Here is a 25,397-nt window from a genome sequence, read left to right on the forward strand (position 1 = left end):
TCCGCGGCTCGTGCCCGGAGTGGCCGCACCGACCGGGTCCGCGGTGGGACGGGGCCACCGTCCCACCGCGGACCGTTCAGCCGCGCAGCAGCGGTGCCGCTCCGAGGCCGCGCAGCGAGGCGTCGAGGACCTGGACGGTGTGGGCCATGGCGAGGTGCTCGCCGCGGCGTTCGAGTGCGGTGCGGATCTGCATCGAGCACCCGGGGTTGGCCGTGACGAGGAGTTGGGCGCCGGTCTGGAGCACGTTGTCCGCCTTGCGGTCGCCGAGTTCCCGGGCGGCTTCGGGTTGCAGCAGGTTGTAGACGCCCGCCGAGCCGCAGCACAGCTCCGCCCGGTTGATCTCCCTGACCTCCAGTTCCGGGATACCGCGCAGCAGTTCCCTCGGCTGGGCTCGGATGCCCTGGCCGTGGGCCAGGTGGCACGCGTCGTGGTAGGCGACCCGGACGGGCACGGGGTGTCGTTCGGCGGCGGGGCCGAGTTCGACGAGCAGTTCGGCGATGTCGCGCACCCGCGCGGAGAACCGTTCGGCCTTCGCGGCGTATTCGGGGTCGTCGCGCAGCAGGCGCGGGTACTCCTTGAGCGTCGAACCGCAGCCCGCCGAGTTGATGACCACGTAGTCCACGTCGGACCGTTCGAAGGTGTCGAGCATGGCCCGCGCGAACCGCACGGCTTCGGCTTCGCGCCCGGAGTGCTCGCTGAGCGCTCCGCAGCACCCCTGGGCGGGCGGGATCACCACGTCGCAGCCCTCGGCGGCCAGGATGCGGGCGGTCGCGGCGTTGACGTCCGGGAAGAACGCGCTCTGCACGCACCCGGTGACCATGCCGACGACCGCGCGCCGCCTGCCGCGGGCGGGCAGCCGGTGACCGAGCTTGTCCGCGCGGCGGATCGGTGGTGCCAACGACTCCATGGCCTGGAGGTTCTGCGGGAGCTTGGCCAACAGCCCGGTGCGCTTGAGCAGGCGGGCCAGCCCGGAACGTTGGTAGAGGGCCAGCGGGCCGCGCAGCGCCTTCAGCCGCCGCGGGTAGGGGAAGAGGCTGAAGATGGCGCCGCGCAGCAGTTTCTCCCAGCGGCCGCGTTCGTGGTGGCGTTCCACCTGAGCCCGGGTTTCGGTGATGAGCGTGCCGTACTGGACACCGGACGGGCAGGCGGTCACGCAGGCCATGCAGCCCAGGCAGGCGTCGAAGTGGCCGACCATGGTGTCGGTCATGGGTTCGCCTTCGAGCCCCTCCTTCATCAGGTAGATGCGACCGCGCGGCGAGTCCATCTCCTCGCCCCACAGCTCGTAGGTGGGGCAGGTCGGCAGGCAGAATCCGCAGTGCACGCAGTCGTCGATGAGTTCGGACTGCGGCGGGTGGTGCGCGTCGAACGCGCCGGGGCGGGCCTCGGTCATCAGATTCCTCCCACGAAGCGGCCCGGGGCGAGCCGGCGTTGCGGATCGAACTGGTCCTTGGTGCGGCGCAGCAGGTTCAGCACCCCGGGCGCGACGGGCCCCCACGGGTCGACGACCTCGTGGACGGCGCGGGGTGCGCGTTCCACCACGACGTATTCGCAGCGGGCGCGCAGCGCGCCGACGAGTTCGGCGACGGCGTCGGGGTCGGCGTCACCGGGCAGTCCGGCGTGCAGGACGCCGAGACCGGCCGCACCGCGCAGTGCCAGCGGCAGGCCGGTGGACGCGGCGGCGGCGCGGGTGTCGTCGAGCAGTCGTCGCAGCGACGCCGGGGGGACGCCGAGGCGCAGGCCGATGCCGGTGGCCGGGTCGAACGGGTACTTCCCCCACCACTCCGGGGCGTGGTCGAGCACGGTCGCGCCGCCGACGGCGTCGGCGAGGCGCAGTGCGCGTTCGTGGGTGGTGGTCGGCCTGCCCTCCAGCTGCGCGCACACCGCGACCGGCCCCGCCGGTTCGGGCCGGTCGAGTTCGATGGCGGTGGGCATCGCCTGGGACCGGCGCACGACGTCGACCGCGGCGGCCGGGTCGTCGGCGACGACGCTGATCCAGCGGTGTTCGGCGGCCAGCGGGTGCAGGCGGAACACCACCTCGGTGATCACGCCGAGGGTCCCGAGGGATCCGGTGTAGAGCTTGCCGAGGTCGTATCCCGCGACGTTCTTGACGACCTTGCCGCCCGCGACGGTCACCGTGCCGTCGGCGCGGACCGCGGTGATGCCGATGAGCAGGTCGCGGATGCCGCCGAACAGGTGGCGGCAGGGACCGGACGTGCCGGTGGCGACGAGCCCGCCGAGCGTGGCGGACGGCACGGGCGGGTCGATGGCGAGTTGCTGGTCGGCTGCGCGGACCGCGCGCTGCACGTCGGCCAGCGGCGTGCCCGCTTTGGCGGTCACGACGAGGTCGCCCGCCGCGTGTTCGACGACCCCGGTGGCTGCCGAGACGTCCAGCAGCAGGTCGACGGCTTCGGGCGCCCCGCCCCAGTCGAGTCTGCTGCCCGACCCCCTGGGCACCACGCGCAGACCGTGCTCGTCGGCGACGCGCAGCGCCGCCGACGCCCGTTCCGTGCCGTCCACAGTGGCCACCCACTGTGGACGGACGCCGGAGACCGCGTCGGTCTCGTCCGCGTCGCGCACGTTGTCGGCTCCGAGTGCGGACACCAGTGCCGCACGCGCCTGGGTTGTGGTGACCATCAGAACTGATCCGCCAATCCCGCTTCGGTCAGGGGGTGCACGCCGCGCCTCGGGCCGGGCACTTCGCCGCACAGCCGGGGTGTCGGGAAGACCTTGCCCGGGTTGCACAGGCCGACCGGGTCGAAGGCGCAGCGCACCCGCTGCATGGTGTCCAGGTCGTCGTCGGTGAACATCCGGCCCATGTACTTGACCTTGTCCGCGCCGACGCCGTGTTCGCCGGTGATGGACCCGCCGTGCTCGATGCACAGGTCGAGGATCGCGCCGGAGACCTCCTCCGCGCGTTCGGCGGCGCCCGGTTCGGACCCGTCGAACAGCACCAGGGGGTGCAGGTTCCCGTCGCCGGCGTGGAAGACGTTGGCGACCCGGACTCCGCTCTCGGCGGACAGCTCGGCGATGCGCCGCAGCACTCCCGGCAGCGCCGTCCGCGGGATCACCCCGTCCTGCACGATGTAATCGGGGCTGATGCGGCCGACCGCGGCGAAAGCGGACTTGCGGCCCTTCCAGATCATCGCGCGCTCGTGGTCGTCGGCGGCCACCCGGATCTCGAAGGCACCGTGGTCCTCGCAGTGCCGTCGGACCTCGGTGAAGGTGTGCTCGACCTCGGCTGCCGGACCGTCCAGTTCGACGACCAGCACCGCTCCGGCGCCGGCCGGGTAGTCGCAGCGCACGGCCTGTTCGGCGGCCTCGATCGCGAGGGCGTCCATCATCTCGATCGCCGCCGGGGTCACGCCGTCGGCGATGATGGCGGACACCGCTGCACCCGCCTCGTCGGTGGAGGGGAACCCGGCGAGCAGCGTCTGCACCGCCTCGGGTGCGCGCAGCAGGCGAACGGTGATCTTGGTGACCACGCCGAGCGTCCCCTCGCTGCCGATGAACGCGCCGAGCAGGTCGTAGCCGGGTGCCTCGCGGGCGGGCCCGCCCAGTTCGACGACGTCGCCGTCGGGGGTGACGACCTCCAGCCCGAGGATGTGGTTGGTGGTGAACCCGTACTTGAGGCAGTGGGCGCCGCCGGAGTTCTCCGCGACGTTGCCGCCGACCGAGCACACCTGCTGGCTGGACGGGTCCGGGGCGAAGTAGTAGCCGTCCGGGGCGACGGCCCGGGTGACGTCGAGATTGATCACGCCCGGCTCCACCACTGCCCGCTCGTTGGCCAGGTCGATCTCCAGGATGCGGCGCATCCGCGCGGTCACCACGAGCACGCCCTCGGCGTGCGGCAGGGCACCACCGGACAACCCGGTCCCGGAACCGCGCGCGACGAACGGGACCTGCAGTTCGGCGCAGATCCGCACGATCTCGCGCACCTGGTCGGCGTTCTCCGGCAGCACCACCGCGGCGGGCACGACCCGGTAGCTGGCCAGTCCGTCGCATTCGTAGGTGCGCAGCTGCTGGGGGTCGGTGATCAGGGCGCCCGGCGGGAGCACCGCGCGGAACCGCCCGACGGCCTGGTCCACCGGGGTGGGGTGGTCCGGCTCGTCGGCGTCCGGGCTCGGGCGCCGAGGTTGGGTGTCGGTCGACCGCATGGTCAGCCTCCCGGGAGGTTTCCGTTTCACGGAAGGGCCTTTCCGGCCAACGGGAACCCTAGGACGTCGACAACATAGATACAAGAGGTCGACAAGGACTCCGCGTCATGTTCGATTGTGCCGCGCGCCACAACCCGCCTCGACCTGAACGGGAGCGGGGGTGCAGCAAGGGAACTTTCCTGTCACATGTGCAAGGAAGGTTCCCTTCATCCACTCCTCCCCGCCCCAGTGGCGGCTGCCGGTCGCGGGCGCCGCCTCGCGGCCGAGGCCCGAAGAGGAAGGGAACCTTTCTGTCATATGTGGCAGAAAGGTTCCCTTGCTGCGCTTCCCACCGCCCGCGAGGCCCCCTCACCCCCAACCCCGACACACCGGCGAATATCGGATGGCGCGAAAGGACGCGGCCCGCAGACCATGGCGCCATGACAACCTTCGGCCCGCTCCTCGACGTCCGCCCCTTGCTGCCCCGCGAACGGCGAGCACTGCTCGACCTGCTCGGGTCGCTCGACCCGCCCGATTGGAGGCGTGCCACCGCGTGTCCGGGGTGGACGGTGCACGACGTCGTGGCGCACGTCGTGAACGACTACGTGCGGCGCCTGGCGATCAGCCGCGATGGGCACGAGAGCCCGGAGTTCGACGATGGCGAGACGCTGCCGGAGTACATCGCGCGCATCAACGAGGAGTTCGTGCGCGCCGCACGCCAGTGCAGCCCTCGGGTGCTGGTCGACCTGCTGGCGCACCTCGGCCCGGAGCTCGACGCGCTGTGGGCGACCCGGGACCTGGACGCTCCCGCCGATCTGGACGTGTCGTGGGCGGCCACCGACCGGCCGAGCCCGGTCTGGCTGGACCTGGCGCGCGAGTACACCGAGTTCTGGGTCCACCAGCAGCAGGTCCGCGACGCGGTGTCCCGCCCCGGGGCCGACGAACCCGAGCTGTTCGGCCCGGTGATCGACGCTTTCCTGCGCGCGCTGCCGAGCGCGTTGCGGGTCGAGAACCGTCCGGAGGGCACGGTCGTGCGGTTCGACGTGCGGGGCGAGGCCGGCGGGAGCTGGCACGCGGTCCGGGAGGGCGGCCGGTGGCTGGTGGACCCCGGCGAGCCACCGGACGAGCCGGCCGCACGCGTGGCGATGGACCAGGACACCCTGTGGCGCCTCGCCACTCGCGGCATCTCCGTCGAGAACGCTCGGCGCCGCTCGGAGATGCACGGCGACCGAACCCTGACCGACGCCGCGACCACACTGCTGGCGATCGTGCGCTGACCGGTTGGACACCCCGCCGATTCAGGTGGACCGGCCCCGTCACGATTCGACTGAGCCGCACCCGGCAAGCGCACCCTCGTGGAAGGTCCACCACAACGGGAGGTGACCGCGACAGGCACTACGACATCCACTGTGGACAGTCCCGCTTCGGTGGGCCTCGGCGGGCACGGTTTTCAGCTCAACGGCGCCGGCGCGGCGGACGGCCCGAGCCGGGTGATGGCGCGCTGCACGTGGTCACCCGGGAAACGCCAGCGCACCGCGCCCGGGACGGCGAGACCGGCAACGCGGAAACCGCACAGCCCGGCCGTGGTGACCGGTGCCGAGAAAGCCGGACGTCCGTGCAGTCGGCGGGCCCACGCGGGCAGCGCCGAGTAGGCGAGATGGCCCACCGGCAGGTATCCCAGGTTCAGCGGCAACGCCCACCACGGCGCCAGCGGCCGGTGCAGGAAGTCGTAGACCACGTCGGAGTCCGGGGTGCGACGCAGCCTGGGCCGCATCCGGTGGAAGTAGTCGGCCATGTCGCGCCGCGACCCGGGCACGTCGGCGGGGTCCAGCCCGACGAGGGCCGCGGAGCGGCGCTGTTCGTCGAAGTAGCGGTCGAGTTGCGCGTCGGTGAGCGGGAACCCGGCGCGGCGCACGACCGCGGCGAAGGAGGCGACCTCGGCGCAGTGCACCCAGAGCAGCAGTTCGGGCTCGTCGAGCCGGATCTCCGCACCGGTTTCCGGGTCGGTGGCGGTGAGGGTGCGGTGCACCCGCCGCACTCGCGTCGCGGCCTGCTCGGCTTCCCGGCCGGTGCCGTAGGTGGTGGTGGCGACGAAGTCGCCGGTGCGCATGAGCCGTCCGAACGGGTCCTGCCGGAACCGCGAGTTCTGCACCACGGCGGCGACCGCCTGCGGGTGCAGCGCCTGCAGGTAGAGGCTGCAGACCCCGGCGACCCACATGCTCGGGTCGGCGTGCAGCTGCCACGTCACCGTCCGCGGCCCGAACAGCCCTTCGTCGCTGGTCACCGGTTCACCACCAGCACCGGGACCAGCTGCTCGGCGGAGGTCAACGAGCCGTGCTGGCCGCGCAGCGCCGATTCGCCGGGTTCGGCGGCGGAGCGGATCACGCCGGACTCGCGCATCACGGCGATCACGTCGCCGATCCGGCGACGCACCGGGTCGGTGACGACCGGGCCGAACCACCCTTCGTCGACGGCTCGTTCTCCGGTGAGCACCACGCCGCGTGCGCCGATGGTCTCCCGCCAGGCCGCGTGCACGTCGGCCACCGCCCCGGGCTCGGCGTAGACGTGGCGGGCGCGGACCTCCCCACCCACCAGCCGCACGCCGTCGCGCAGCGCGGGGTCGGTGTCGGCGTCGAACGCGTCGGACGGGTCGACCGCGACCATGCCGTGGTCGGCGACGACGGCGAGCACCGCCGAGGCGGGCAGGTGTTCGGCGAGCGTGGCGACCAGCCGGTCGATCTGGGCGAGTTGGAGCCGCCACGGCGGCGATCCCGGCCCGTGCACGTGGCCGAGCAGATCGAGGTGGCCGTGGTAGCCGTAGCCGAGGGTCGGTTCGGGGGCCCCGGCCGCGGCGAGCAGTTCCGCGGCGAGGTCGCCGAACGCGCGGACGCCGTGGAACGCGCCGCCGCGCAGCGCCGCCCTGGTCAGCCCGGTCCCCTGGAACTCGGCGGGGACCACGGTCCGCACGTCGACGCCGCTGGCCGCGGCCCGTTGCAGCACGGTGGTGTTCGGCTGCGCCTGCTCCGGCGGCCACGACTCCAGCAGGCTGCGGCGGTGCCCGCCCGCCGGGTGCGCTCCCCAGGACAACGGGTGCAGCAGGCCGCCGGAGGGGTCGGCGAAGCTGTACCCGACGACGCCGTGTTCCCCGGCGCAGCGACCGGTGCCCAGTGACGTGATGCTGGTGACCGTCGTCGTCGGGAATCCCGCCTTCAGCGGCGGTCTGGTCAGCAGCGACACCAGAAACGGCGCGTCCGCGGCGTGGTCGCGCAGCAGCTCCCAGCCGAGCCCGTCGATCAGCAGCGCGACGGCGTTGCGGCAGCCGGGGAAGCCGATGGTGTCGGCGAACCCGTCGATCCCCATGGCGCCCAGCAGCGAGGGCAGCACATCGGACAGCGCCCGCCCGTCGTGATCAGGAGCGACGATCCAGTCCATCCGCACCTCCTACGCGGGACCCGCCCGAGCAGCCGCACGGCGGCCCCGCTCCGGTCCGCGACGACGCCGGGTGCCGCCTGGTCCGTCAGAATCCCATCGAGCGGCCGATGATCTCCTTCATGATCTCGGTCGTGCCGCCGTAGATGGTCTGCACGCGCGAGTCCAGGAACGCCTTGGCGACCGGGTATTCGGTCATGTACCCGTAGCCGCCGTGCAGCTGCAGGCACCGGTCGACGACGCGCTTGTTCAGTTCGGTGAGCCACCACTTGGCCATCGCGGCGTGCTCGACATCCAGTTCACCGCGCACGTGGTCGCGGACGCAACGATCGGTGAACACCCGGCCGATCTCCACCTCCGTGGCCATCTCGGCGATTTCGAACCGGATGTGCTGGAACTTGCCGATGGGACGACCGAAGGCGGTGCGGTCCCGGCAGTACTGCTTGGTGGTCTCCAGCACCTTCTCCGCGCTGGCGGCCGCGGCCACGGCGATCGACAACCGCTCCTGCGGCAGGTTCTGCATCAGGTAGATGAAGCCCTGCCCCTCCTCACCGAGGAGGTTCGCGGTGGGCACCCGCACGTCGTTGAAGAACAGCTCCGCGGTGTCCTGCGACTTCTGGCCGATCTTGTCGAGGTTGCGACCGCGTTCGAACCCGGGCGTGCCGCGTTCCACCGCGATCAGGCTGATGCCCTTGTGCCCGGCTTCGGGATCGGTGCGCGCCACCACGATCACCAGGTCGGCGAGGATGCCGTTGCTGATGAACGTCTTCTGGCCGTTGATGACGTACTCGTCGCCGTCGCGGACGGCGGTGGTGCGGATGCCCTGCAGGTCGCTGCCCGCACCGGGTTCGGTCATCGCGATGGCGGTGACGATCTCGCCGGAGCAGAAGCCGGGCAGCCACCGCTGCTTCTGCTCCTCGGTGGCCAGCGCCATCAGGTAGGGCGCGACGATGTCGTTGTGCAGCGGGGAGCCGAAACCCGAGATCCCGGCGGCGACGAGTTCCTCGTCGAAGACGGCGTTGAACCGGAAGTCGTCCACCCCTCCCCCGCCGTAGCGCTCGTCGACGGCGAACCCGAGCAGTCCCTGCTCGCCCGCGGCCAGCCACGCGTCGCGGCTGACCGCACCGGCCTCCTCCCATTCCTCGACGTGCGGCACGAGCTCCTTGGCGATGAACGCGCGCACCGTTTCGCGGAACGCCTCGTGTTCGGAGTCGAACAGCTCCCTGCGCATGGGGTCACGCTTCCTTTCGCACGATCGCGCCGGTTTCGAGCAGGTCTTCGGGCAACTGCCAGTCGCGCACCACGTCGGCGGCGTGCGCCCCGGGATCGGCCACCGGGCCGGGCGGCGGGTTGGGCGTCCGGTCGAACCGGGGCGCGGCAGCGGGCTGGAGGACGCCGTCGCGGCGCACCAGGGTGCGCCGGGCGGCGACGTGCGGGTGCGTCTCGGCTTCGGTCATCGACAGCACCGGGGCCACGCAGGCGTCGCTGCCGTCGAACACGGCCGCCCACTCCGCGCGGGTGCGCGTGCGGAACACCTCGGCGAACCGGGCGCGCAGTTCGGGCCAGTTGGCCGGGTCGTCGCGGTCCGGGACCTCGCCGGTCAGCCCGAGCCGGTCCAGCAGTTCGGCGTAGAACCGGGGTTCGAGTGCGCCGACCGCGACGTGCTGCCCGTCGGCCGTCTCGTAGACGTCGTAGTAGGGCGCTCCGGTGTCCAGCAGATTGGTGCCCCGCTCGGTGCTCCAGCCGCCGGTGGCGAGGAACCCGAACAGCATGGCGCCCAGGTGCGCCGAACCGTCCACGATGGACGCGTCGACGACCTGGCCGCGTCCGCTGGTGCGCGCCTCCAGCAACGCCGCCAGCACCCCGACCGCCAGGTACAGGGCACCGCCGCCGAAGTCGCCCAGCAGGTTCGCCGGGACCTGCGGCGGACCGTCCCGGCGCCCGATGAGGTGCAGCATCCCGGTCAGCGCGATGTAGTCGATGTCGTGCCCGGCGGTGGACGCCAGCGGGCCGTCCTGCCCCCAGCCGGTCATCCGGCCGTAGACCAGGCGCGGGTTGACCTCGTGGCACTGCTCGGGCCCGACCCCCAGTCGTTCGGTGACCCCGGGGCGCAGGCCCTCCAGCAGCACGTCGGCCTGTTCGGCGAGGGCGAGCACGGTCGCCGGACCGCGTTCGTGCTTGAGGTCGACGGCGACGGACCGCTTGCCGCGGTTGAGCAGGTCGTGACCACCGGCGCCGGGGCGGTCGACGCGCACCACGTCGGCTCCGAGGTCGGCCAACAGCATCGCGCAGAACGGCGCAGGACCGATCCCGGCCAGCTCGACCACCCTGACTCCGGCCAGTGGCCCGCCTCCACTCGTCACCGCCACGCCCTTCCGTGTGTCGCGCACCACAAGAACCTCGACGCAATCAGTGTTACACCGTTGGTGTCACAGCGGTCAAGGAGTATCTTCGGCCCATGCTCCGAACCGCGGACGAAGAGCTGACCATCGACGAACTGGCGGCGCGCGCCGGGGTGACCGTGCGGACCGTGCGGTTCTACTCCTCGCGCGGGCTGCTGCCGCCGCCGAAGCTGCGCGGCCGGCTCGGCTTGTACGGGGGCGACCACCTCGCCCGGCTCGACCTGATCCGCGAGTTGCAGGCCCTCGGGTTCACGCTGTCGGCGATCGAGCGGCACCTGGAGCGCCTCCCCGTCGACGCGTCGCCGGACGAGCTCGCGCTGCAACGGGCGCTGATCGCGCCGTGGACCGACGACCAGAGCGAGGACCTCGACCGCCACGAGCTGGACCGCCGTGCCGGGCGGCACCTCGACGACGAGTTGATCGACCAGCTCGTCGCGCTCGGCATCGTGCACCGCATCCCCGGTTCCGAGCGGTTGCGGCTGCCCAGTCCGGCGATGCTCGGCGTCGGGCTGCAGATCCTGGACCTGCAGCTGCCGCTGGAGATGCTGCTGCGGGCCAAGGAGATCGTGGAGCGGCACACCGCCCAGATCGCAGCCGATCTGCGCGAGCTGTTCGCCGCGAACGTGCTGCGTCCGTATGTCGAACGTGGACGTCCGGAAGACGAACGCGAGCGGGTCCGCGCGGTGACCGACCAGCTGCGCCCGCTGACCATCCAGGTGCTGGTCAACGGCTTCCAACACGCGGTGAACAACGTGATCCGGGACCACGTGTCCTGATCGGCGCTTACGGGACGCGGTCTTTCCCGGCTACCGTCTCCCTCGATCACCGGACCGCTCGCCGTGGGAGTCGGCGTGTGTCGAGGGGGGTTCGATGGACGCGTGGGCCGCCGCCCTGGAATCGACGATCCCGCACCTGTTCGCCCGCAATGCGGCCGAGTTCGCCGAGCACCCGGCGCTGACCGACGGGCCGCGGCACTGGACTTGGCGGCAGGCGCGCGAGGACGCCCTCGTCCTCGCCGCCGGGCTCGCCGCGCTCGGCCTGCAGCGCGGTCAGACGATGTTGATCGCGATGTCCGACCGTGCCGAGCACTGGCTCGCCGACACCGCCGCGGCACACCTCGGCGCGGTCTCCAGCACCGTGCACCCGGCGCTGGGCCCCGAACAGGTCCGCCAGTTCGCCCAGCACTGCCGGGCGCGCGTCGTCGTCCTGGAAGGCACGGCCGAGGTCCACCGCTGGTACGCGGCGCTGCGCGCGGTGACGAGCATCGACCACGTCGTGGTGCTCGACGAGCTCGCGGTCCCGTCCGGTGATCGGCGCTTCCGCAGCTGGAAGGCGTTGCGCCACAACGGTGCACGGCTGCTGCGCGAGGATTCCGACGTCGTGGAGCGGCACTGGCGCGCGGTCCGCCCCGAGCACCCCGCTGCCATCGTCCACACCCACCGCGACGGCGGCGAGCCGCGCGGTGTGGTGCTGACGCACCGCAACGTCTGCTCCGCGGCCGCGGCGGTGCACCACATCGCGCGGGCCGAGTCCGGTTCGGCACGGCTGTGCTACCTGCCGCTCGCGCACATCGCGGAGCGGATGTCGACGCTCTACTCCGCGCTGCACGACGTCGCCCACGTGCACTTCTGCGGCGAGCGGCGGCAGCTGGCGGAGGCGCTCGTCCGGTGCCGCCCTGCGGTGTTCTTCGGCGACTCGCAGGTGTGGGAGGAACTGGCCTCCGGGATCCGCTGCTCGCGCCGGCCGACGGCGCGGACGCGGGAACGGCTGCGCGCCCGGGTCGGCCTCGACCGGACCACCTGGTCCGCCTGCGGGGCGCCCCCGGTTAAGCCGCGGGTGCGGGAGTTGTTCGCCTCGCTCGGCGTGGAGATCGCCGAGCTGTGGGGGATGCCCGAGACGACCGGGTGCGTCACCGCGCATCGAGCCGGTCGCCCGGGAGGCGAACCGCTGCCGGGCGCCGAGGTGCGCATCGCCGCCGACGGCGAGGTCCTGGTGCGCGGCCCGCTGGTGTGCGCGGGATACCTCCAGCCGGACGGTGTCGTCCGGTCGGCGGCCGACGCCGACGGATGGCTGCCCACCGGCGACCTCGGCTCGGTCGACGCGGAAGGACGCCTGACAGTCACGGGACGAAAACCCGCTTGATCACAGTACGCGCATAACCTTTTCCACTGTGCACGGTCGGGGGATATTCGCCCACCACCCTCCAGCGGCTTCGGTGACCATTCGTGACAGAAACCGGATGAGTGAACCTCGTTCAGGTAGTCTCCGGGCTTCGAGTGCCTCGAAACGCCCAGCAGCGGCGATAAAGGGTGCGGATCGTCTCCCTCTCGGAGAACACACAGGAGGATGGACAAGATGGCTGCAAAACCGCTGATCCGCCGCACTCTCGTGGCAGCGACGGCGCTGCTGGGCACCGCCCTGCTCCCGACGCTGGCCCACGCCACCCCCGCGGCGGCACCGGCCGGCAGCAAGATCAACCTCGAAGTGCGCGGGGAGGGGCGCGGCGACGACGCCCACTCGGCCTTGCTGACCTGCTTCCCGGCCGGTGGCTCCCACCCGAACGCCTCGGCTGCCTGCGACGAACTGCGCGCCGTCAACGGTGACTTCGGCTCACTGGGGGCGCATCAGGCCAACAAGGTGTGTCCGATGAACCTCGACCCGGTCGTGCTCACCGCGCGCGGCACGTGGCGGGGCAAGCCGGTGGACTTCACCAAGCGGTTCTCCAACCGCTGCGTCGCCGAAGCGCAGACCGGGACGGTCTTCGCCTTCTGAGCCACCACCCCACGGTGCCGGCCTCCGCGCGGAGGCCGGCACTTCTCGTATCCGGGGTGGGTCGACTCGGGTCTCCTCTGTGGACCACCGCGTGCGGGGTGGAGGAAGGGAACCTTTCTGTCACATGTGGAAGGAAGGTTCCCTTGTCACGGCGAACCGCGTGGCGGGCGATGACAGGAAAGTTCCCTTGCTCCGCTGCCGCCGCCGTGACAGGAAGGTTCCCTTCATCGCCGCCGGTGACAGGAAAGTTCCCTTCCTCCAGGGTGACCGGTCCACCGGGCGGCGCGGTGTGACGGGAAAGTTCCCTTGCTCCACCGCAGCGCCCGGCCGCGGCTCGTTCAGCATTCGATGACGTTGACGGCCAGGCCGCCGCGGGCGGTCTCCTTGTACTTGACCTTCATGTCCCGCCCGGTGTCCCGCATCGTCTTGATCACTTTGTCCAGCGACACGAAATGGGACCCGTTGCCCCGCAACGCCATCCGCGCCGCCGTGATCGCCTTCACCGACGCCACCGCGTTCCGCTCGATGCACGGGATCTGCACCAGCCCACCGATCGGATCACAGGTGAGCCCCAGGTTGTGCTCCATCGCGATCTCCGCCGCGTTCTCCACCTGCGCCGGGGAGCCGCCCAGCACCTCGGCCAACCCGGCCGCCGCCATCGAGCACGCCGATCCGACCTCGCCCTGGCAGCCCACCTCGGCGCCCGAAATCGACGCGTTCTCCTTGAACAACGCCCCGATCGCTCCGGCTGCCAACAAGAACCGCACCACGCCGTCGGCGTCCGCGCCGGGCACGAACCGCCAGTAGTAGTGCAACACCGCCGGCACGATCCCCGCGGCCCCGTTGGTCGGCGCGGTCACCACCCGGCCACCGGCCGCGTTCTCCTCGTTGACCGCCAACGCGAACAACGTCACCCACTCCAGCGGGTCGTCGGCTTCGGTCAGCGCATCGGCCAGGTCGGCCGCCCGCCGCCGCACGTGCAGACCTCCCGGCAACACCCCGGTGTTGCGGCACCCGTTGGCCACGCACTCGGCCATCACCCGCCAGATCTCCAGCAGGCCCTCGCGCACCGCCGCCTCGTCCCGCCAGGACACCTCGTTGGCCAACATCACCCCGGCCACCGACAGCCCGGACTCCTGGCACCGGGACAACAACTCCTCCCCGGTGCGGAACGGGTACCGCACCACCGTGGTGTCGGGCCGGACCCGATCCGCTCCGCTGGCCTGCTCGTCGACCACGAAACCGCCGCCCACCGAGTAGTACACCGCCGCGTCGAGCTCTTCCCCCGCGGCGTCGAAGGCGGCGAAGCGCATCCCGTTCGGGTGCACCGGCAACGACCGCCGCCGATGCATTACCAGGTCCCGGTCCACCCGGAACCCCACCGGGAACTCGCCCTCCAGCCACAGCCGGCCCGACCGGCCGATCTCGGCCACCACCGCCGGGTCCACCGTCTCCGGCGCATGGCCCTCCAAGCCGGCCAACACCGCCTTGGCCGAACCGTGCCCATGTCCGGTCGCCCCCAACGACCCGAACAACTCCGCCTTCACCCGCGTCACTCGCGGCAGCACACCCGCCGTCCGCAACCGGCGCACGAACAACCCCGCCGCCCGCATCGGACCCACCGTGTGCGAACTCGACGGACCAATCCCCACTGAGAACAAATCGAAGACACTGATCGCCATTGATCGGTCCTCCTGCGCCTTTCCGGCTATTCCGCGATCAGTTCGGCGTACTGCTGGGCGGTGAGCACGGCACCGGTTTCGGTGGCGCGCACCTCCAGCAGCCAGCCCGCGTCGTACGGCTCGGAGTTGATCAGAGCCGGGTCGTCGACGACCGCGTCGTTGACGGCCGTGACCTCACCGGTCACCGGGGCGAACAAGTCGCTGACGGACTTGGTGGACTCCAGCTCACCGCAGGGCTGACCGGCCTCGATGCCGTCGCCGACCGCGGGCAGCTGCACGTAGACGATGTCACCGAGGGCGTCGGCGGCGTGCTGGGTGACCCCGATGCGGACCACGTCGTCGCGCTCCTGGAGCCACTCGTGTTCCTCGGTGTAGCGCAGGTGGGCGGGCAGGGTCATCAGGGAGGCTCCATCCGTCGGGGGCACGTCGTGCCCGTGGTTCTGCCGGGCCTCCCCCTCTGTTGCGGAACCTGAGAGCTTCGCCGTCGTGTCGCGGCTTGCACCGTGGGTGCGGCGTCGGCGGTGACGCGCGCTTTCCAGAGTTGCCTCGCCCGAACGGTCATGGGTGCCTGAGAGTTTGCGGGGAGTCTTGCTCCTTCGGCGCCCTGTTAACCAGGGTCTCTCCCGCTCGGGGTCGATGGCCGATATGCGATTGTCGATGTGCGAGCAACGATAAACGGGCCTGCGCGGGTGTCCAAGCCCCTCCCCGCCGAAGCCGGTGTGGTGAGCGGCACGCAGGCGGGGTTCCCGGGAGGACGGTGATGTTGGACATCCGGGCGCTGGTGGAGCGCGTCGGGCCGGCGCTGCTGCGCGTCGTGGACCTGCCGGAGTCGACCGACTGCGTCGCGGACGTCGTCATCGCCGAACCTGGTGGGGCGCCCGCGGTCGCGGGTGGCGACCTGGTGCTCGGGGTGGCCGTCGGTGACCGCGGCGCCGCGGTCGAGCTGGTGGGCGGCTGCGGTGCGCAGGGGGCGGCGGCGGTGCTGCTCAAGCCTCCGATCTCCACCGACGACGCCGTGGTCGAGGCGGCCCGCCGGTCCGGTGTCGCGCTGGTGGAGGTGTTGCCCGGCACGGCGTGGGCGCAGCTGGTGTGGTTGATCCGCGCCGCGCTGGCCGGTACTGGCACGCAGGAACCCGATACCCGCAGTCCCGGACTCGGCGATCTGTTCCGACTGGCGGACGCGGTCGCCGATGTCGTCGATGCGCCGGTGACCATTGAGGACGCGCATTCCCAGGTGTTGGCCTATTCGGCGCGCCAGGACCTCACCGATCCGGCGCGGGTGTCCACCATCATGGGCCGCAAGCAGCCCGACGACGTGCTCGCCAAGTTCCGGGCCCGGGGGACGTTCCGGCAGCTCAGCAGGGGTGGCTCGGCGGTATTCGTGCCCGCCCAGCAGGACGGCACGCTGCCGCGCCTGGTGGTGCCGATCCGGATGGGCGGCGAACTGCTCGGCTCGATGTGGGCCGTGGTGCCGGGCGAGGTGTCCGAGGAGCGGTCCACCGCGTTCGCCGACACGGCGCCGCTGGTGGCGCTGCAGCTGCTGCGCTGGCGAGCGGTCGCCGACGCGGAGCGGCAGCGTTCGGCAGGTCAGGTGCGACTGCTGTTGGAGGGCGGCGAGGGGTGGCGGACGGCCGCCAACGAACTCGCCGTGCCGGACGAGCCGTACCGGGTCGCCGCGATCGAGGTGCCTTCGCCGGAGGGGACCGCCGAGGGGCACCGGCTGGCGATGTGGGAGTGGATCACCCGCGGCATCGGCCGCCGACCGCTGGTCACCGAGATCGGCACCGTGCTCTACGCGCTGGTGCCGGACCGGGCCGGTTCGGGCGGCTGGCCTTCCCTTCGGGAAGCGCTCGTCTCGCACGACGCGACCCCGCCACCGCTCGTCGCAGTGGGCACCGCGGTCGCCGTCGCCGACCTGCCGCGCTCCCGCGCCGAAGCCGACGAGCTGCTGAGCCTGCTGCGCACCGGCCACCTGAGCCGGCGGGTGGCCGTGCACGAGGACCACTGGCACCAGCTCGTGCTCAACCGCATGGCGGGAGCCGCCACCGACGCCGGGATCAGCTCGCTCGGCCCGCTACCGACCCTCCGCGAACACGACCGCACCCAGGGCACCGACTACCTCTCCACTCTGCACTCGTGGCTGCGCCACCCGGGCGACCCGCGCCAGGCCGCCCGCGAGCTCCGCGTGCACCCCAACACGTTCCGCTACCGCATGAAGCGCCTCACCCAACTCGTGAACGTGGACCTGGACGACCCCGACGTCCGCTCGGCGCTCCTCGTCCAACTCCTCGCCGCCCGCTGGGCCCAGCACGGTTGAGGAGCAAGGGAACCTTTCTGCCACGGGAGGCGATGAAGGGAACCTTCCTGTCATGCCGCGCCCGGAGGTGCCGCAGCGGTCCGCGAGCAAGGGACCTCCCGGCCCCGGAGACGATGAAGGGAACCTTCCTGTCACTGCGCACCGTCGTGGCGCCAGCCGGGCCCGATGAAGGGAACCTTCCTGTCACGGACCGCCGGGAGCGGCCGCGCGGACGCGATCGTCCGGCGACCGAAGCAGGAGCGTTGTGCTGCGGGCACAACCCAGCCGGGGCAATCTCATCCTGCGGGAATGATGCGGACGCTGGAGCGTCGGCGGATCGTAATGCGCAACACCGTCGAAAGGATTCCGCCGTGAAGATCGCCGTTCCGCGCGAGATCAAGAACAACGAGTACCGGGTCGCGATCACTCCCGCGGGCGTGCACGAGCTCACCACCCGCGGACACGAGGTCTTCGTCGAAGCGCAGGCGGGCGCCGGTTCCTCCATTCCGGACGAGGACTACCTCGCTGCGGGCGCCAAGGTGCTGCCGAGCGCGGAAGAGGTGTGGTCGGAAGGCCAGCTGGTGCTCAAGGTCAAGGAGCCGATCGCCGAGGAGTACCCGCGGCTGCGGCGCGGCCAGGTGCTGTTCACGTACCTGCACCTGGCCGCTTCCGCCGAGCTGACCGACGCGATGCTCCGTTCCGGTGTCACCGGCATCGCCTACGAGACGGTCCAGACCGAGAACGGCGCGCTGCCCTTGCTGGCGCCGATGAGCGAGGTCGCGGGTCGACTCGCGCCGCAGGTGGGCGCCTACTCCCTGATGCGCCCCAGCGGCGGCCGCGGCGTACTGCCGGGCGGCGTGCCCGGCGTGCACCCGGCCCGGGTCGTGGTGATCGGCGGCGGCGTCGCCGGGCTCAACGCCGCACGGGTCGCACTGGGCATGGGCGCCGACGTCGAACTCCTGGACACCAACGTCGACAAGCTCCGCGAGATCGACCGCGACTTCAGCGGACGCATCCGCACGGTCTCGTCGAACCGCTACTCGGTCGACCAGGCCGTGCGCTCCGCCGACCTGGTCATCGGCGCGGTGCTCATCCCGGGCGCCAAAGCCCCGCAACTGGTGTCCAACCACCTGGTGTCGGAGATGAAGCCCGGCAGCGTCCTCGTCGACATCGCCATCGACCAGGGCGGCTGCTTCGCCGACTCGCACCCAACCACGCACGACGACCCGACCTACCGGGTGCACAACTCGGTCTTCTACTGCGTGGCCAACATGCCCGGCGCCGTGCCCAACACCTCCACCCACGCCCTGACCAACGTCACCCTCCCGTACGCGGTGCGCATCGCCGACCAGGGATGGCAGCAGGCCTGCCGGGGCGACGCCGCGCTGGCGCTGGGACTCAACACGCACGACGGAAAGCTGGTGAACCACCCCGTCGCCGAGGCGCACGGCCTGACCAGCACCTCGCTGGAGACGGTCCTGTCCTGATCCGCTCGGCGGCCACGGGTTCGGTCGGCGAATCCGTGGCCGCACCGGCCGGAGAGCAAGGGAACTTTTCTGCCACTCCCCCGCGAATGGGCGCGAAAGCGAAACCAAAGATACAAAATTGGTTCACGTTTTTCTCCGCCGCATCTCCTCGTGTGACAGGAAAGTTCCCTTGCTCCGCGCTCGGCTTCCGGCAGCGCGCTGTCCAGCTGAAACACGACATGGGGATCGCACGACCGAGGCGGTATTCACCGGGACAGCGACGGGGCGGCGCTGAAACGCATCCGCCGAGAACACGAAGGGGCGGCCCGCTCAACCAGCCTGGGGGTCACCGGGAGCAGGCCGCCACGTTCAGTGTAGGCCACGCTCCCCCGTTTGCGGACGGCGTGCGGGACGCGTGCGGGAGGAATTTCGGACCGAATCGATAACCACCCGATGGGGTGAGCAATGGGCCTCTCGGGTGCAGATGCACCCCTGAAGTGCCGATGCCACCCGTCGGTGTCAGCACGGGGCGGGCCCGGCTGCGCCGCGACGGGAGGTGGCGACGTGACGGACACGGCACTGCGCGAAGCGGTCCTGGACCGGCTCGACGAAGTGGACCGGGCGGTCACGTCCGGCGAGCCGGAGACGCTCCTGCCCGCCGCCCGCGAGGACCTCTACCGGCTCACCGAAGCGCTGCGCGCGCTCCTCGACCAACATCGCCCCGGTGAGAACGGACGCTGTCCCTCCTGCCACGGCACTCGGAGCAGACCGTGGCCGTGCGCGGTGTGGCTGGCGGGGCACCGGCTGCTCGTGACCGACCGCGCGCCCCGGCATGCGGACCACTCGGAGCGCGCCACGGCGCCCCGCGCGGTGCGGGTCCTGCCGAACCCGATCGTCGCCTCGGGCGAGCGCGGTCCCGGCGACTGGGACACCGGGGAGTTCGCACGCGTCCACCCGACTTCCGGACGGCCGCACACCGCCGCGCGAGGTCGTCGGCTGGAGACCGACCCCGCCAGGATCCACCGCGCCGCGGTCGTGGAGCGCGGTCCCCGTTGGCCGTGACCCGGGCAACACCCGAGCGGCAGAGCTGAGAACCGGCTGGGAATTTCGTCCCGGCTTCCCAAGTCACCGGGGCCCGTCCGGCAGGATGGGCGGCGCACTAGCGAACGGTGACGATGGAGGAGCGTGTGCACGACGGCAGCGGCCGGATCATGGTGCAGGGACTCAGCAAGAGCTTCGGGCCGATCAACGCGGTCCAGAACCTGAGCTTCGCCGTGCGGCCGGGAGCGGTGACCGGGTTCCTCGGACCGAACGGCTCCGGTAAGACCACGACGCTGCGCATGATCCTCGGACTGGTCACGCCCAGCGCGGGCACGGCGACGATCAACGGGCAGCCGTTCCACCAGTTGGCGAACCCGGCCAGGGTCGTCGGCGCGGTGCTGGAGGCGCAGAGCTTCCACCCCGGGCGGACCGCCCGCAACCACCTGCGCTGCTACGCCGCGGCGATGAACCTGCCGGACGAACAGGCCGACCGGGTGCTGGAACTGGTCGGACTGACCAGCGCGGCGCAGCGGAAGGCGGGGACGTTCTCGCTGGGCATGCGGCAACGGTTGGCGCTGGCGACCGCACTGCTCGGAGACCCCCAGGTGCTGGTGCTGGACGAGCCGGCCAACGGTCTGGACCCGGAGGGCATCGCCTGGCTGCGCAACTTCCTCAAGGCGTTCGCGGCGAGCGGTCGGACCGTGCTCGTGTCCAGCCACCTGCTCCGGGAGATGGAGCACACCGTCGAACACGTCGTGATCATCAGCCACGGGCAGTGCGTCTACGACGGGCACCTCGACGAGCTGCGGGCGGCCCAGCGGTCGCGGGTGCTCGTGCAGGCGTCCGACCCGAACAAGCTCGTCCCGGCGCTGCAGGACGCGGAGCTGGGCATCGACTACCTCCCGGACGGGAGGCTGGCGGTGACCGGTGCCGACTCCCGGACCGTCGCCGACCTCGCGTTGGGCGCCGGGGTCGCCCTGTACGGGATGGAGGACGAGCAGGTCGACCTGGAGCAGCTGTTCTTCCAGCTCACCAGCGGCCAGTACGCCGCACCCGAGCAGCATCCCGCCACCGCGGCGCGACCACCGGACGCGTCCGGGCACGGCAGCGGAAACGGAGGTATCGCCTGATGGCCGGGCTGATCAGGGCCGAGTTCCGGAAGATCTTCACGGTGCACCTGTGGTGGGCGCTGCTCATCCCGGTGGTCGTGCTCAGCTTCGGCGCCGGATGGCTCGGCACCGCGGTCGGAACCATCAACGACCTGGAACAGACGCTGGGCAGGCCGCTTCCGCTGGGCCTGCTCACCCAGGCGCTGTCGACGAACTTCAGCACGATCTTCGCGGCGCTGTTCGGCACGCTGGCCGTCGCCGGTGAGCACCGGAACAGGAGCATCACCACCAGCTACCTGACCGGGAACCCGCGGGGCGCCGTGCTCGGCGCGAAGCTGATCGCCTACACGGGCATGGGCGTGCTGTACGGGCTGGTGAACGTGCTGTTCGCGAGCCTGGGCGCGCTGCTCGGCGCCGGGCTGGACGGCTTCGGCAACCCGTCCGACTGGTTCGCCGTGGGCGGCTCCGGGCTGCTGGCCATGGTGCTGTGGACGCTGCTGGGCGTCGGCTTCGGCGCGCTGGTCACCAACTCCGTGGTGGCGATCGTGGTCCTGCTCGTCTACAAGTTCGCCTTCGAGTTCATCGCGTCGATGTTCCTGACCGGTTCCCACGCCGCCGACGTCACCGCCTACCTGCCCGGTGCCGCCGGCAACGGCATCGTCAGCAATCTCGCCGTGCCGATCTTCGTCTCGGCCGTGGCCGGACCCGACGAGCCGTACACGCCGCAGGGCGTGTTCGAACTGCTGCACTTCTTCTTCGGCGGCACCTACGGCCACCCGTGGTGGTCGAGCCTGCTGACCTTCGCCGGCTACACGGCGGTCTTCGTCGTCGGTGGTTGGCTGCTCAGCCGCCGGCGCGACATCACGTGACGGCCGGCGACCGATGAAGGGAACCTTCCTGCCACCTGGGCGCGGAAGGTTCCCTTTTTCGTGTCCGACGTGGCAGGAAGGTTCCCTTGCTCACGCAAGGCGCTGCCCCGAGTGCGGTGGGATGACGGCCGCCTGAGGTGACAGGAAGGTTCCCTTCACGCCGTCGTTGACAGGAAAGTTCCCTTGCTCCCGTCCCGCCGGGGATGAAGGGAACCTTCCTGCCATCCGGGTTCGTGGGGTTGGCGGGGTCACAGCGCGCTGTGTGACGCTGTGTTGCCGTCGGGGCAGCGGCATAACCTGGCGAGGTGAGCGACTCCGGCAAACCTCGCCCCGCGTCCGGCGGGTGGATCCGTCGGTTGTTCGTCGCCTGTCGGCGGCATCCGGTCGCGCTGGTGATGGCGCTGGGGGCGTCGGGTGCCGCGGTGGGGTTGGAGGCCCTCGTTCCGCTGTTGACCCGGTCCGCGGTCGACGGCGCGGTCGCGCACCGCACCGACGGGCTGTGGTGGATCGTCGGCGCGCTCCTCGTGCTGGGCGTGTTCCGGTTCGGCGCCGCGTTCGTGCGCCGGTACAGCGCCGGGCGGCTGGCGCTGGACGTGCAGCACGACCTGCGGCGGGCGGTGTTCGCCTCGGTGCAGCGGTTGGACGGCGGCAAGCAGGACGCGTTGCGCACCGGGCAGGTCGTGTCGCGGTCGATCAGCGATCTGCAGCTGGTGAACGCGCTGCTGGCGATGTTCCCGCTCGCGGCGGGGACGCTGGTGCTGGCGGTGTTCGCGATCGCGGCGATGCTGTGGTTGTCGCCGTTGCTGACGGTGATCGCGCTCGTGGTGACGCCGCTGATCGCGGTGGTGTCGGCGCGCAGCCGCAAGCGGCTGTTCCCGGCGACCTGGTCGGCGCAGCAGCGCGCCGCCGACATCGCGCAGCACGTCGAGGAGACCGTCACCGGGGTCCGCGTGGTGAAGGGCTTCGGGCAGGAGACCCGTGAGGTCGCGCGGCTCGAAGAGCGGGCGCGGCGGTTGTTCGCCGAGAGGCTGCGGGCGGCGCGGATGACGTCGACGCCCGCGGCGAGCCTGGCGTCGCTGCCGTCGGCGGGCCAGGTGGCGGTGCTCGGTCTCGGCGGCTGGATGGTGCTGCAGGGGCAGGTGAGCCTGGGCACGTTCGTCGCCTTCGCGGGCTACGTGGCGATGTTGTCCGGACCTGCGCGGATGCTGTCGAGCGTGCTGATCCAGGCGCAGCTGACGCGCGCCGGGGTGGAGCGCATCCACGAGCTGATCGACTCCCAGCCGGAGGTGCGGGAGAAACCGGACGCGCGGACGCTGCCGGACGCTCCGCTGGAGGTCCGGTTGGACGACGTGGAGTTCGGCTACACCCGCGACCAGCCGGTGCTGCGGGGAGCGTCGCTGCGGGTCCGCCCGGGTGAGACCGTCGCGCTGGTCGGTCCGGCGGGTTCGGGCAAGTCGACGGTGTCGCTGCTGCTGCCCCGGTTCTACGACGTGCACGCCGGCCGGGTGGCGATCGGCCCGTCCGGTGACGGGTTGCACGACATCCGCGACCTGCGGCTCGATGCGCTGCGGACCGCGGTGGGGGTGGTGTTCGAGGAGGCGTTCCTGTTCTCCGACACCATCCGCGGCAACATCGCCTACGGCCGACCGGACGCTTCGGACGCGGACGTGGTGGCGGCGGCGAAGGCCGCCGAGGCTCACGAGTTCATCACGGAACTCTCCGACGGCTACGACACGCTCGTCGGCGAGCGCGGGTTGACGCTGTCCGGCGGTCAGCGCCAGCGGGTCGCGCTGGCGCGGGCGTTGCTGTCGAACCCCCGGGTGCTCGTGCTGGACGACGCGACGTCGGCGGTGGACCCGACGACCGAAGCCGCCATCCACGAGACGCTGCGGTCGGTGACGGCCCAGCGCACGACGTTGCTGATCGCGCACCGGCGGTCGACGCTGGCGCTGGCCGACCGCATCGCGGTCCTCGACGAGGGGCGCGTGGTCGACGTCGGCACCCGCGACGAGCTGGAGGAGCGCTGCGAGCTGTTCCGGTCGTTGCTGGCCGGGCCGGGCGAGACGATCGACACCCGCGCCCAGGAGCCGGAAGCGCACGGCACGGGCACCACTCCCGGCCTGTGGCCGCCGGCGGAGGACGAACCGCTGCCCACGCGCACGCCGACGGCGCCCAGCGGCCGGGGCATGGCCGCCGCGATGTCGATGCCGCCGACCCGGGAACTGCTCGACAGCATCGAGCGGCTCCCCGCCGCCACCGACCGGCCGCGGCTGAGCGGCGTGGACGCCACCGCCCCCGACCCCGACTTCCGCCTGGCGCGGCTGCTGCGCACCATCCGGTGGGGATTGCTGGTCACCGTGCTGCTCGTCGCGGGTGACGCGTTGACCTCGGTGTTGCTGCCGTCGCTGGTGCGCAAGGGCGTGGACGGCGGTGTCGGCGCCGGGAGCCCGGACACGCTGTGGGCCGTGACGGCGCTGGGCGCGGTGATCGTCCTCGGTGGCTGGCTGGTGGTCAAGCTGCAGACGGTCGTCACCGCCCGGACCGGCGAGACCCTGCTCTACACGTTGCGCCTGCGCAGCTTCGCGCACCTGCAGCGGCTCGGGCTCGACTACTACGAGCGGGAACTGGCCGGGCGCATCATGACGCGCATGACCACGGACGTCGACGCGCTGTCGTCGTTCCTGCAGACCGGCCTGGCGACGTTCGTGGTCAGCGTGTTGACGTTGGTGGGCATCGCGGCCGCGTTGCTGGTCACCGACCTGTCGCTGGCGCTGGTGGCGATGGCGGTGCTGCCGGTGCTGGTGGTGGCGACGGTGATCTTCCGCCGGGTGTCGTCGACCGCGTACGCGGAGGCGCGGGAGCGGGTCAGCACGGTCAACGCCGACATGCAGGAGAACGTGTCCGGGTTGCGCGTGTCGCAGGCGCACCGCCGGGAGCGGCACGCCGCGAAGGTCTTCGCGCAGCGCAGCGACGCCTACCGGCGGTCCCGGCTGCGCGCGCAGCGCTACATCGCCACCTACTTCCCGTTCGTGGCGCTGCTGTCGGAGATCGCGCAGGCCGCGGTGCTCGGCGTCGGGGCCTCCCGGGTCGCCACCGGTGACCTGACGCCGGGTGTGCTGGTGGCCTTCCTGCTCTACCTGAACCTGTTCTTCTCCCCGGTGCAGCAGCTGTCCGGGGTGTTCGACGGCTACCAGCAGGCCAAGGTGGGGCTGCGGCGGATCGGTGACCTGCTGCGCACGCCGACGTCGGTGCCGGAACCGGACTCGCCGCTGCCGGTTCCGGACCGGTTCCGGGGCGAGGTTCAGCTGCGGTCGGTGTCGTTCCGGTACCCGGGCACCGAGCGGTACGCGCTGCGGGACGTGTCGCTGCGGGTGCGCGCCGGGGAGACGGTGGCGCTGGTCGGCGCGACCGGGGCGGGCAAGTCGACGCTGATCAAGCTGATCGCCCGGTTCTACGACGTCACCGAGGGCGCGGTGCTGCTGGACGGCCTGGACGTGCGCGGGCTGCGGTTGGCCGACTTCCACCGCAGGTTGGCGGTGGTGCCGCAGGAGGGGCACCTGTTCACTGGCGACGTCGCGGCGAACATCGCCTACGCCCGGCCCGACGCGACTCCCGCGGAGATCGAGGGGGCGGCGCGCGCGGTGGGTGCGCTGCCCGGGATCGCGATGTTGGCGCGGGGCTTCCGCCAGCAGGTCGGGGAGCGGGGACGCGGCCTGTCGGCCGGTCAGCGGCAGCTGGTCGCGTTGGCGCGCGCCGAGCTCGTCGATCCGGACGTCCTGCTGCTGGACGAGGCGACGGCGGCGCTGGACCCGGCGACGGAGGCGATGGTGGTGGCGGCCGGGGACCGCCTCGCGGCGCGGCGGACGACGTTCGTGGTCGCGCACCGGCTGGCGACCGCGGCCCGCGCGGACCGCATCGTGGTGGTCGACGGCGGGCGGATCGCGGAGCAGGGCACGCACGACGAGCTGGTGGCCGCCGGTGGCCGCTATGCGCGGCTGTGGCGGGCGGCCGACACGAGCGCGGTGGCCGACGAGTCTCACATCGCCTGAGCCGGAACCGATGTTGATCACAAGCCCCGGTACACAGCGTGACGATGAAACGGCATACTAGGCATGGGCGACAACCCGTATGGAGTAGTACCAAGCAGCCACGTCGAGTGAGGCATGCTACGTGCGGTCAACGGTCGTTCGCGTGACCC

The 25,397-nt window shown here is 71.6% G+C and carries 19 protein-coding genes and 2 riboswitches; of the genes, 10 read left to right on the forward strand and 9 right to left on the reverse strand.

The window, feature by feature from the left end; translation table 11 throughout:
- Positions 1-76: 76 nt before the first annotated feature.
- The 3 genes from NV263_RS26060 to NV263_RS26070 are packed head-to-tail and all read right to left on the reverse strand — an operon-like array spanning position 77 to position 4,154.
- Positions 77-1,390, reverse strand: a complete 1,314-nt coding sequence (locus tag NV263_RS26060) for a (Fe-S)-binding protein (protein WP_263249270.1) — start codon at positions 1,388-1,390, stop codon at positions 77-79.
- Positions 1,390-2,634, reverse strand: coding sequence for an FAD-binding oxidoreductase (locus tag NV263_RS26065; RefSeq protein WP_263249272.1), 1,245 nt, complete (start codon positions 2,632-2,634; stop codon positions 1,390-1,392). Before NV263_RS26065 ends, NV263_RS26060 begins: the two co-directional genes overlap by 1 nt.
- Positions 2,634-4,154, reverse strand: a complete 1,521-nt coding sequence (locus tag NV263_RS26070; protein WP_263249274.1) for an FAD-linked oxidase C-terminal domain-containing protein — start codon at positions 4,152-4,154, stop codon at positions 2,634-2,636. The genes NV263_RS26065 and NV263_RS26070 overlap by 1 nt, the downstream gene beginning before the upstream one ends.
- A 419-nt stretch (positions 4,155-4,573) precedes the next feature.
- Here NV263_RS26070 and NV263_RS26075 point away from each other — a divergent pair, with 419 nt between their 5' ends.
- Positions 4,574-5,410: a maleylpyruvate isomerase N-terminal domain-containing protein gene (locus tag NV263_RS26075; protein WP_263249275.1), complete on the forward strand. Its 837-nt coding sequence runs from the start codon at positions 4,574-4,576 to the stop codon at positions 5,408-5,410.
- A 173-nt stretch (positions 5,411-5,583) separates the two neighbouring features.
- On the opposite strand, the gene NV263_RS26080 is transcribed toward NV263_RS26075, so the two are convergent.
- From NV263_RS26080 to NV263_RS26095, 4 genes are all read right to left on the reverse strand, one after another.
- Positions 5,584-6,417: an oxygenase MpaB family protein gene (locus NV263_RS26080; protein WP_263249277.1), complete on the reverse strand. Its 834-nt coding sequence runs from the start codon at positions 6,415-6,417 to the stop codon at positions 5,584-5,586.
- Positions 6,414-7,565: an alkaline phosphatase family protein gene (locus NV263_RS26085; RefSeq protein WP_263249279.1), complete on the reverse strand. Its 1,152-nt coding sequence runs from the start codon at positions 7,563-7,565 to the stop codon at positions 6,414-6,416. Before NV263_RS26085 ends, NV263_RS26080 begins: the two co-directional genes overlap by 4 nt.
- An 85-nt stretch (positions 7,566-7,650) precedes the next feature.
- A complete protein-coding gene (locus NV263_RS26090) occupies positions 7,651-8,793 on the reverse strand; it encodes an acyl-CoA dehydrogenase family protein (RefSeq protein WP_263249280.1) in 1,143 nt (380 codons plus the stop codon).
- 4 nt (positions 8,794-8,797) lie between these two features.
- Complete coding sequence (locus tag NV263_RS26095) at positions 8,798-9,952, reverse strand: CaiB/BaiF CoA transferase family protein (RefSeq protein ID WP_317630368.1); 1,155 nt, start codon at positions 9,950-9,952, stop codon at positions 8,798-8,800.
- Between the two features lie 68 nt (positions 9,953-10,020).
- Here NV263_RS26095 and NV263_RS26100 point away from each other — a divergent pair, with 68 nt between their 5' ends.
- From NV263_RS26100 to NV263_RS26110, 3 genes are all read left to right on the forward strand, one after another.
- A complete protein-coding gene (locus NV263_RS26100) occupies positions 10,021-10,740 on the forward strand; it encodes a MerR family transcriptional regulator (RefSeq protein ID WP_263249282.1) in 720 nt (239 codons plus the stop codon).
- A gap of 94 nt (positions 10,741-10,834) precedes the next feature.
- Complete coding sequence (locus NV263_RS26105) at positions 10,835-12,106, forward strand: AMP-binding protein (protein ID WP_263249284.1); 1,272 nt, start codon at positions 10,835-10,837, stop codon at positions 12,104-12,106.
- Between the two features lie 213 nt (positions 12,107-12,319).
- Complete coding sequence (locus tag NV263_RS26110) at positions 12,320-12,736, forward strand: SSI family serine proteinase inhibitor (RefSeq protein WP_263249286.1); 417 nt, start codon at positions 12,320-12,322, stop codon at positions 12,734-12,736.
- Between the two features lie 338 nt (positions 12,737-13,074).
- Here the strand turns inward: NV263_RS26110 and NV263_RS26115 are convergent, their stop codons facing one another.
- Positions 13,075-14,418, reverse strand: a complete 1,344-nt coding sequence (locus tag NV263_RS26115; RefSeq protein ID WP_263249287.1) for an L-serine ammonia-lyase — start codon at positions 14,416-14,418, stop codon at positions 13,075-13,077.
- A 26-nt stretch (positions 14,419-14,444) separates the two neighbouring features.
- Positions 14,445-14,816: a glycine cleavage system protein GcvH gene (gene gcvH, locus NV263_RS26120; RefSeq protein WP_263249288.1), complete on the reverse strand. Its 372-nt coding sequence runs from the start codon at positions 14,814-14,816 to the stop codon at positions 14,445-14,447.
- Positions 14,817-14,865: 49 nt separating this feature from the next.
- Positions 14,866-14,963, reverse strand: a riboswitch (glycine riboswitch).
- Positions 14,964-15,054, reverse strand: a riboswitch (glycine riboswitch).
- A 124-nt stretch (positions 15,055-15,178) separates the two neighbouring features.
- Between gcvH and NV263_RS26125 the strand changes: the two genes are divergently transcribed.
- The 6 genes from NV263_RS26125 to NV263_RS26150 all read left to right on the forward strand — a co-directional run bounded on the left by NV263_RS26125 (position 15,179) and on the right by NV263_RS26150 (position 25,248).
- The gene (locus NV263_RS26125; RefSeq protein WP_263249289.1) at positions 15,179-16,735 is read left to right on the forward strand and encodes a PucR family transcriptional regulator; all 1,557 of its coding nucleotides are present in this window, start codon (positions 15,179-15,181) and stop codon (positions 16,733-16,735) included.
- Between the two features lie 350 nt (positions 16,736-17,085).
- Complete coding sequence (gene ald, locus NV263_RS26130; RefSeq protein WP_263249290.1) at positions 17,086-18,201, forward strand: alanine dehydrogenase; 1,116 nt, start codon at positions 17,086-17,088, stop codon at positions 18,199-18,201.
- Between the two features lie 543 nt (positions 18,202-18,744).
- Positions 18,745-19,242, forward strand: coding sequence for a hypothetical protein (locus NV263_RS26135; RefSeq protein WP_263249291.1), 498 nt, complete (start codon positions 18,745-18,747; stop codon positions 19,240-19,242).
- 125 nt (positions 19,243-19,367) lie between these two features.
- On the forward strand, positions 19,368-20,351 hold the full coding sequence (locus NV263_RS26140) for an ABC transporter ATP-binding protein (protein WP_263249292.1): 984 nt from the start codon (positions 19,368-19,370) through the stop codon (positions 20,349-20,351).
- Positions 20,351-21,199, forward strand: a complete 849-nt coding sequence (locus NV263_RS26145; protein WP_263249293.1) for an ABC transporter permease — start codon at positions 20,351-20,353, stop codon at positions 21,197-21,199. The genes NV263_RS26140 and NV263_RS26145 overlap by 1 nt, the downstream gene beginning before the upstream one ends.
- Positions 21,200-21,504: 305 nt before the next feature.
- Positions 21,505-25,248: an ABC transporter ATP-binding protein gene (locus tag NV263_RS26150; RefSeq protein WP_263249294.1), complete on the forward strand. Its 3,744-nt coding sequence runs from the start codon at positions 21,505-21,507 to the stop codon at positions 25,246-25,248.
- The last annotated feature ends 149 nt before the right edge of the window (positions 25,249-25,397 follow it).

The sequence above is a fragment of the Saccharopolyspora rosea genome (assembly GCF_025643595.1).
Classification (GTDB): Bacteria; Actinomycetota; Actinomycetes; order Mycobacteriales; family Pseudonocardiaceae; genus Saccharopolyspora; species Saccharopolyspora rosea.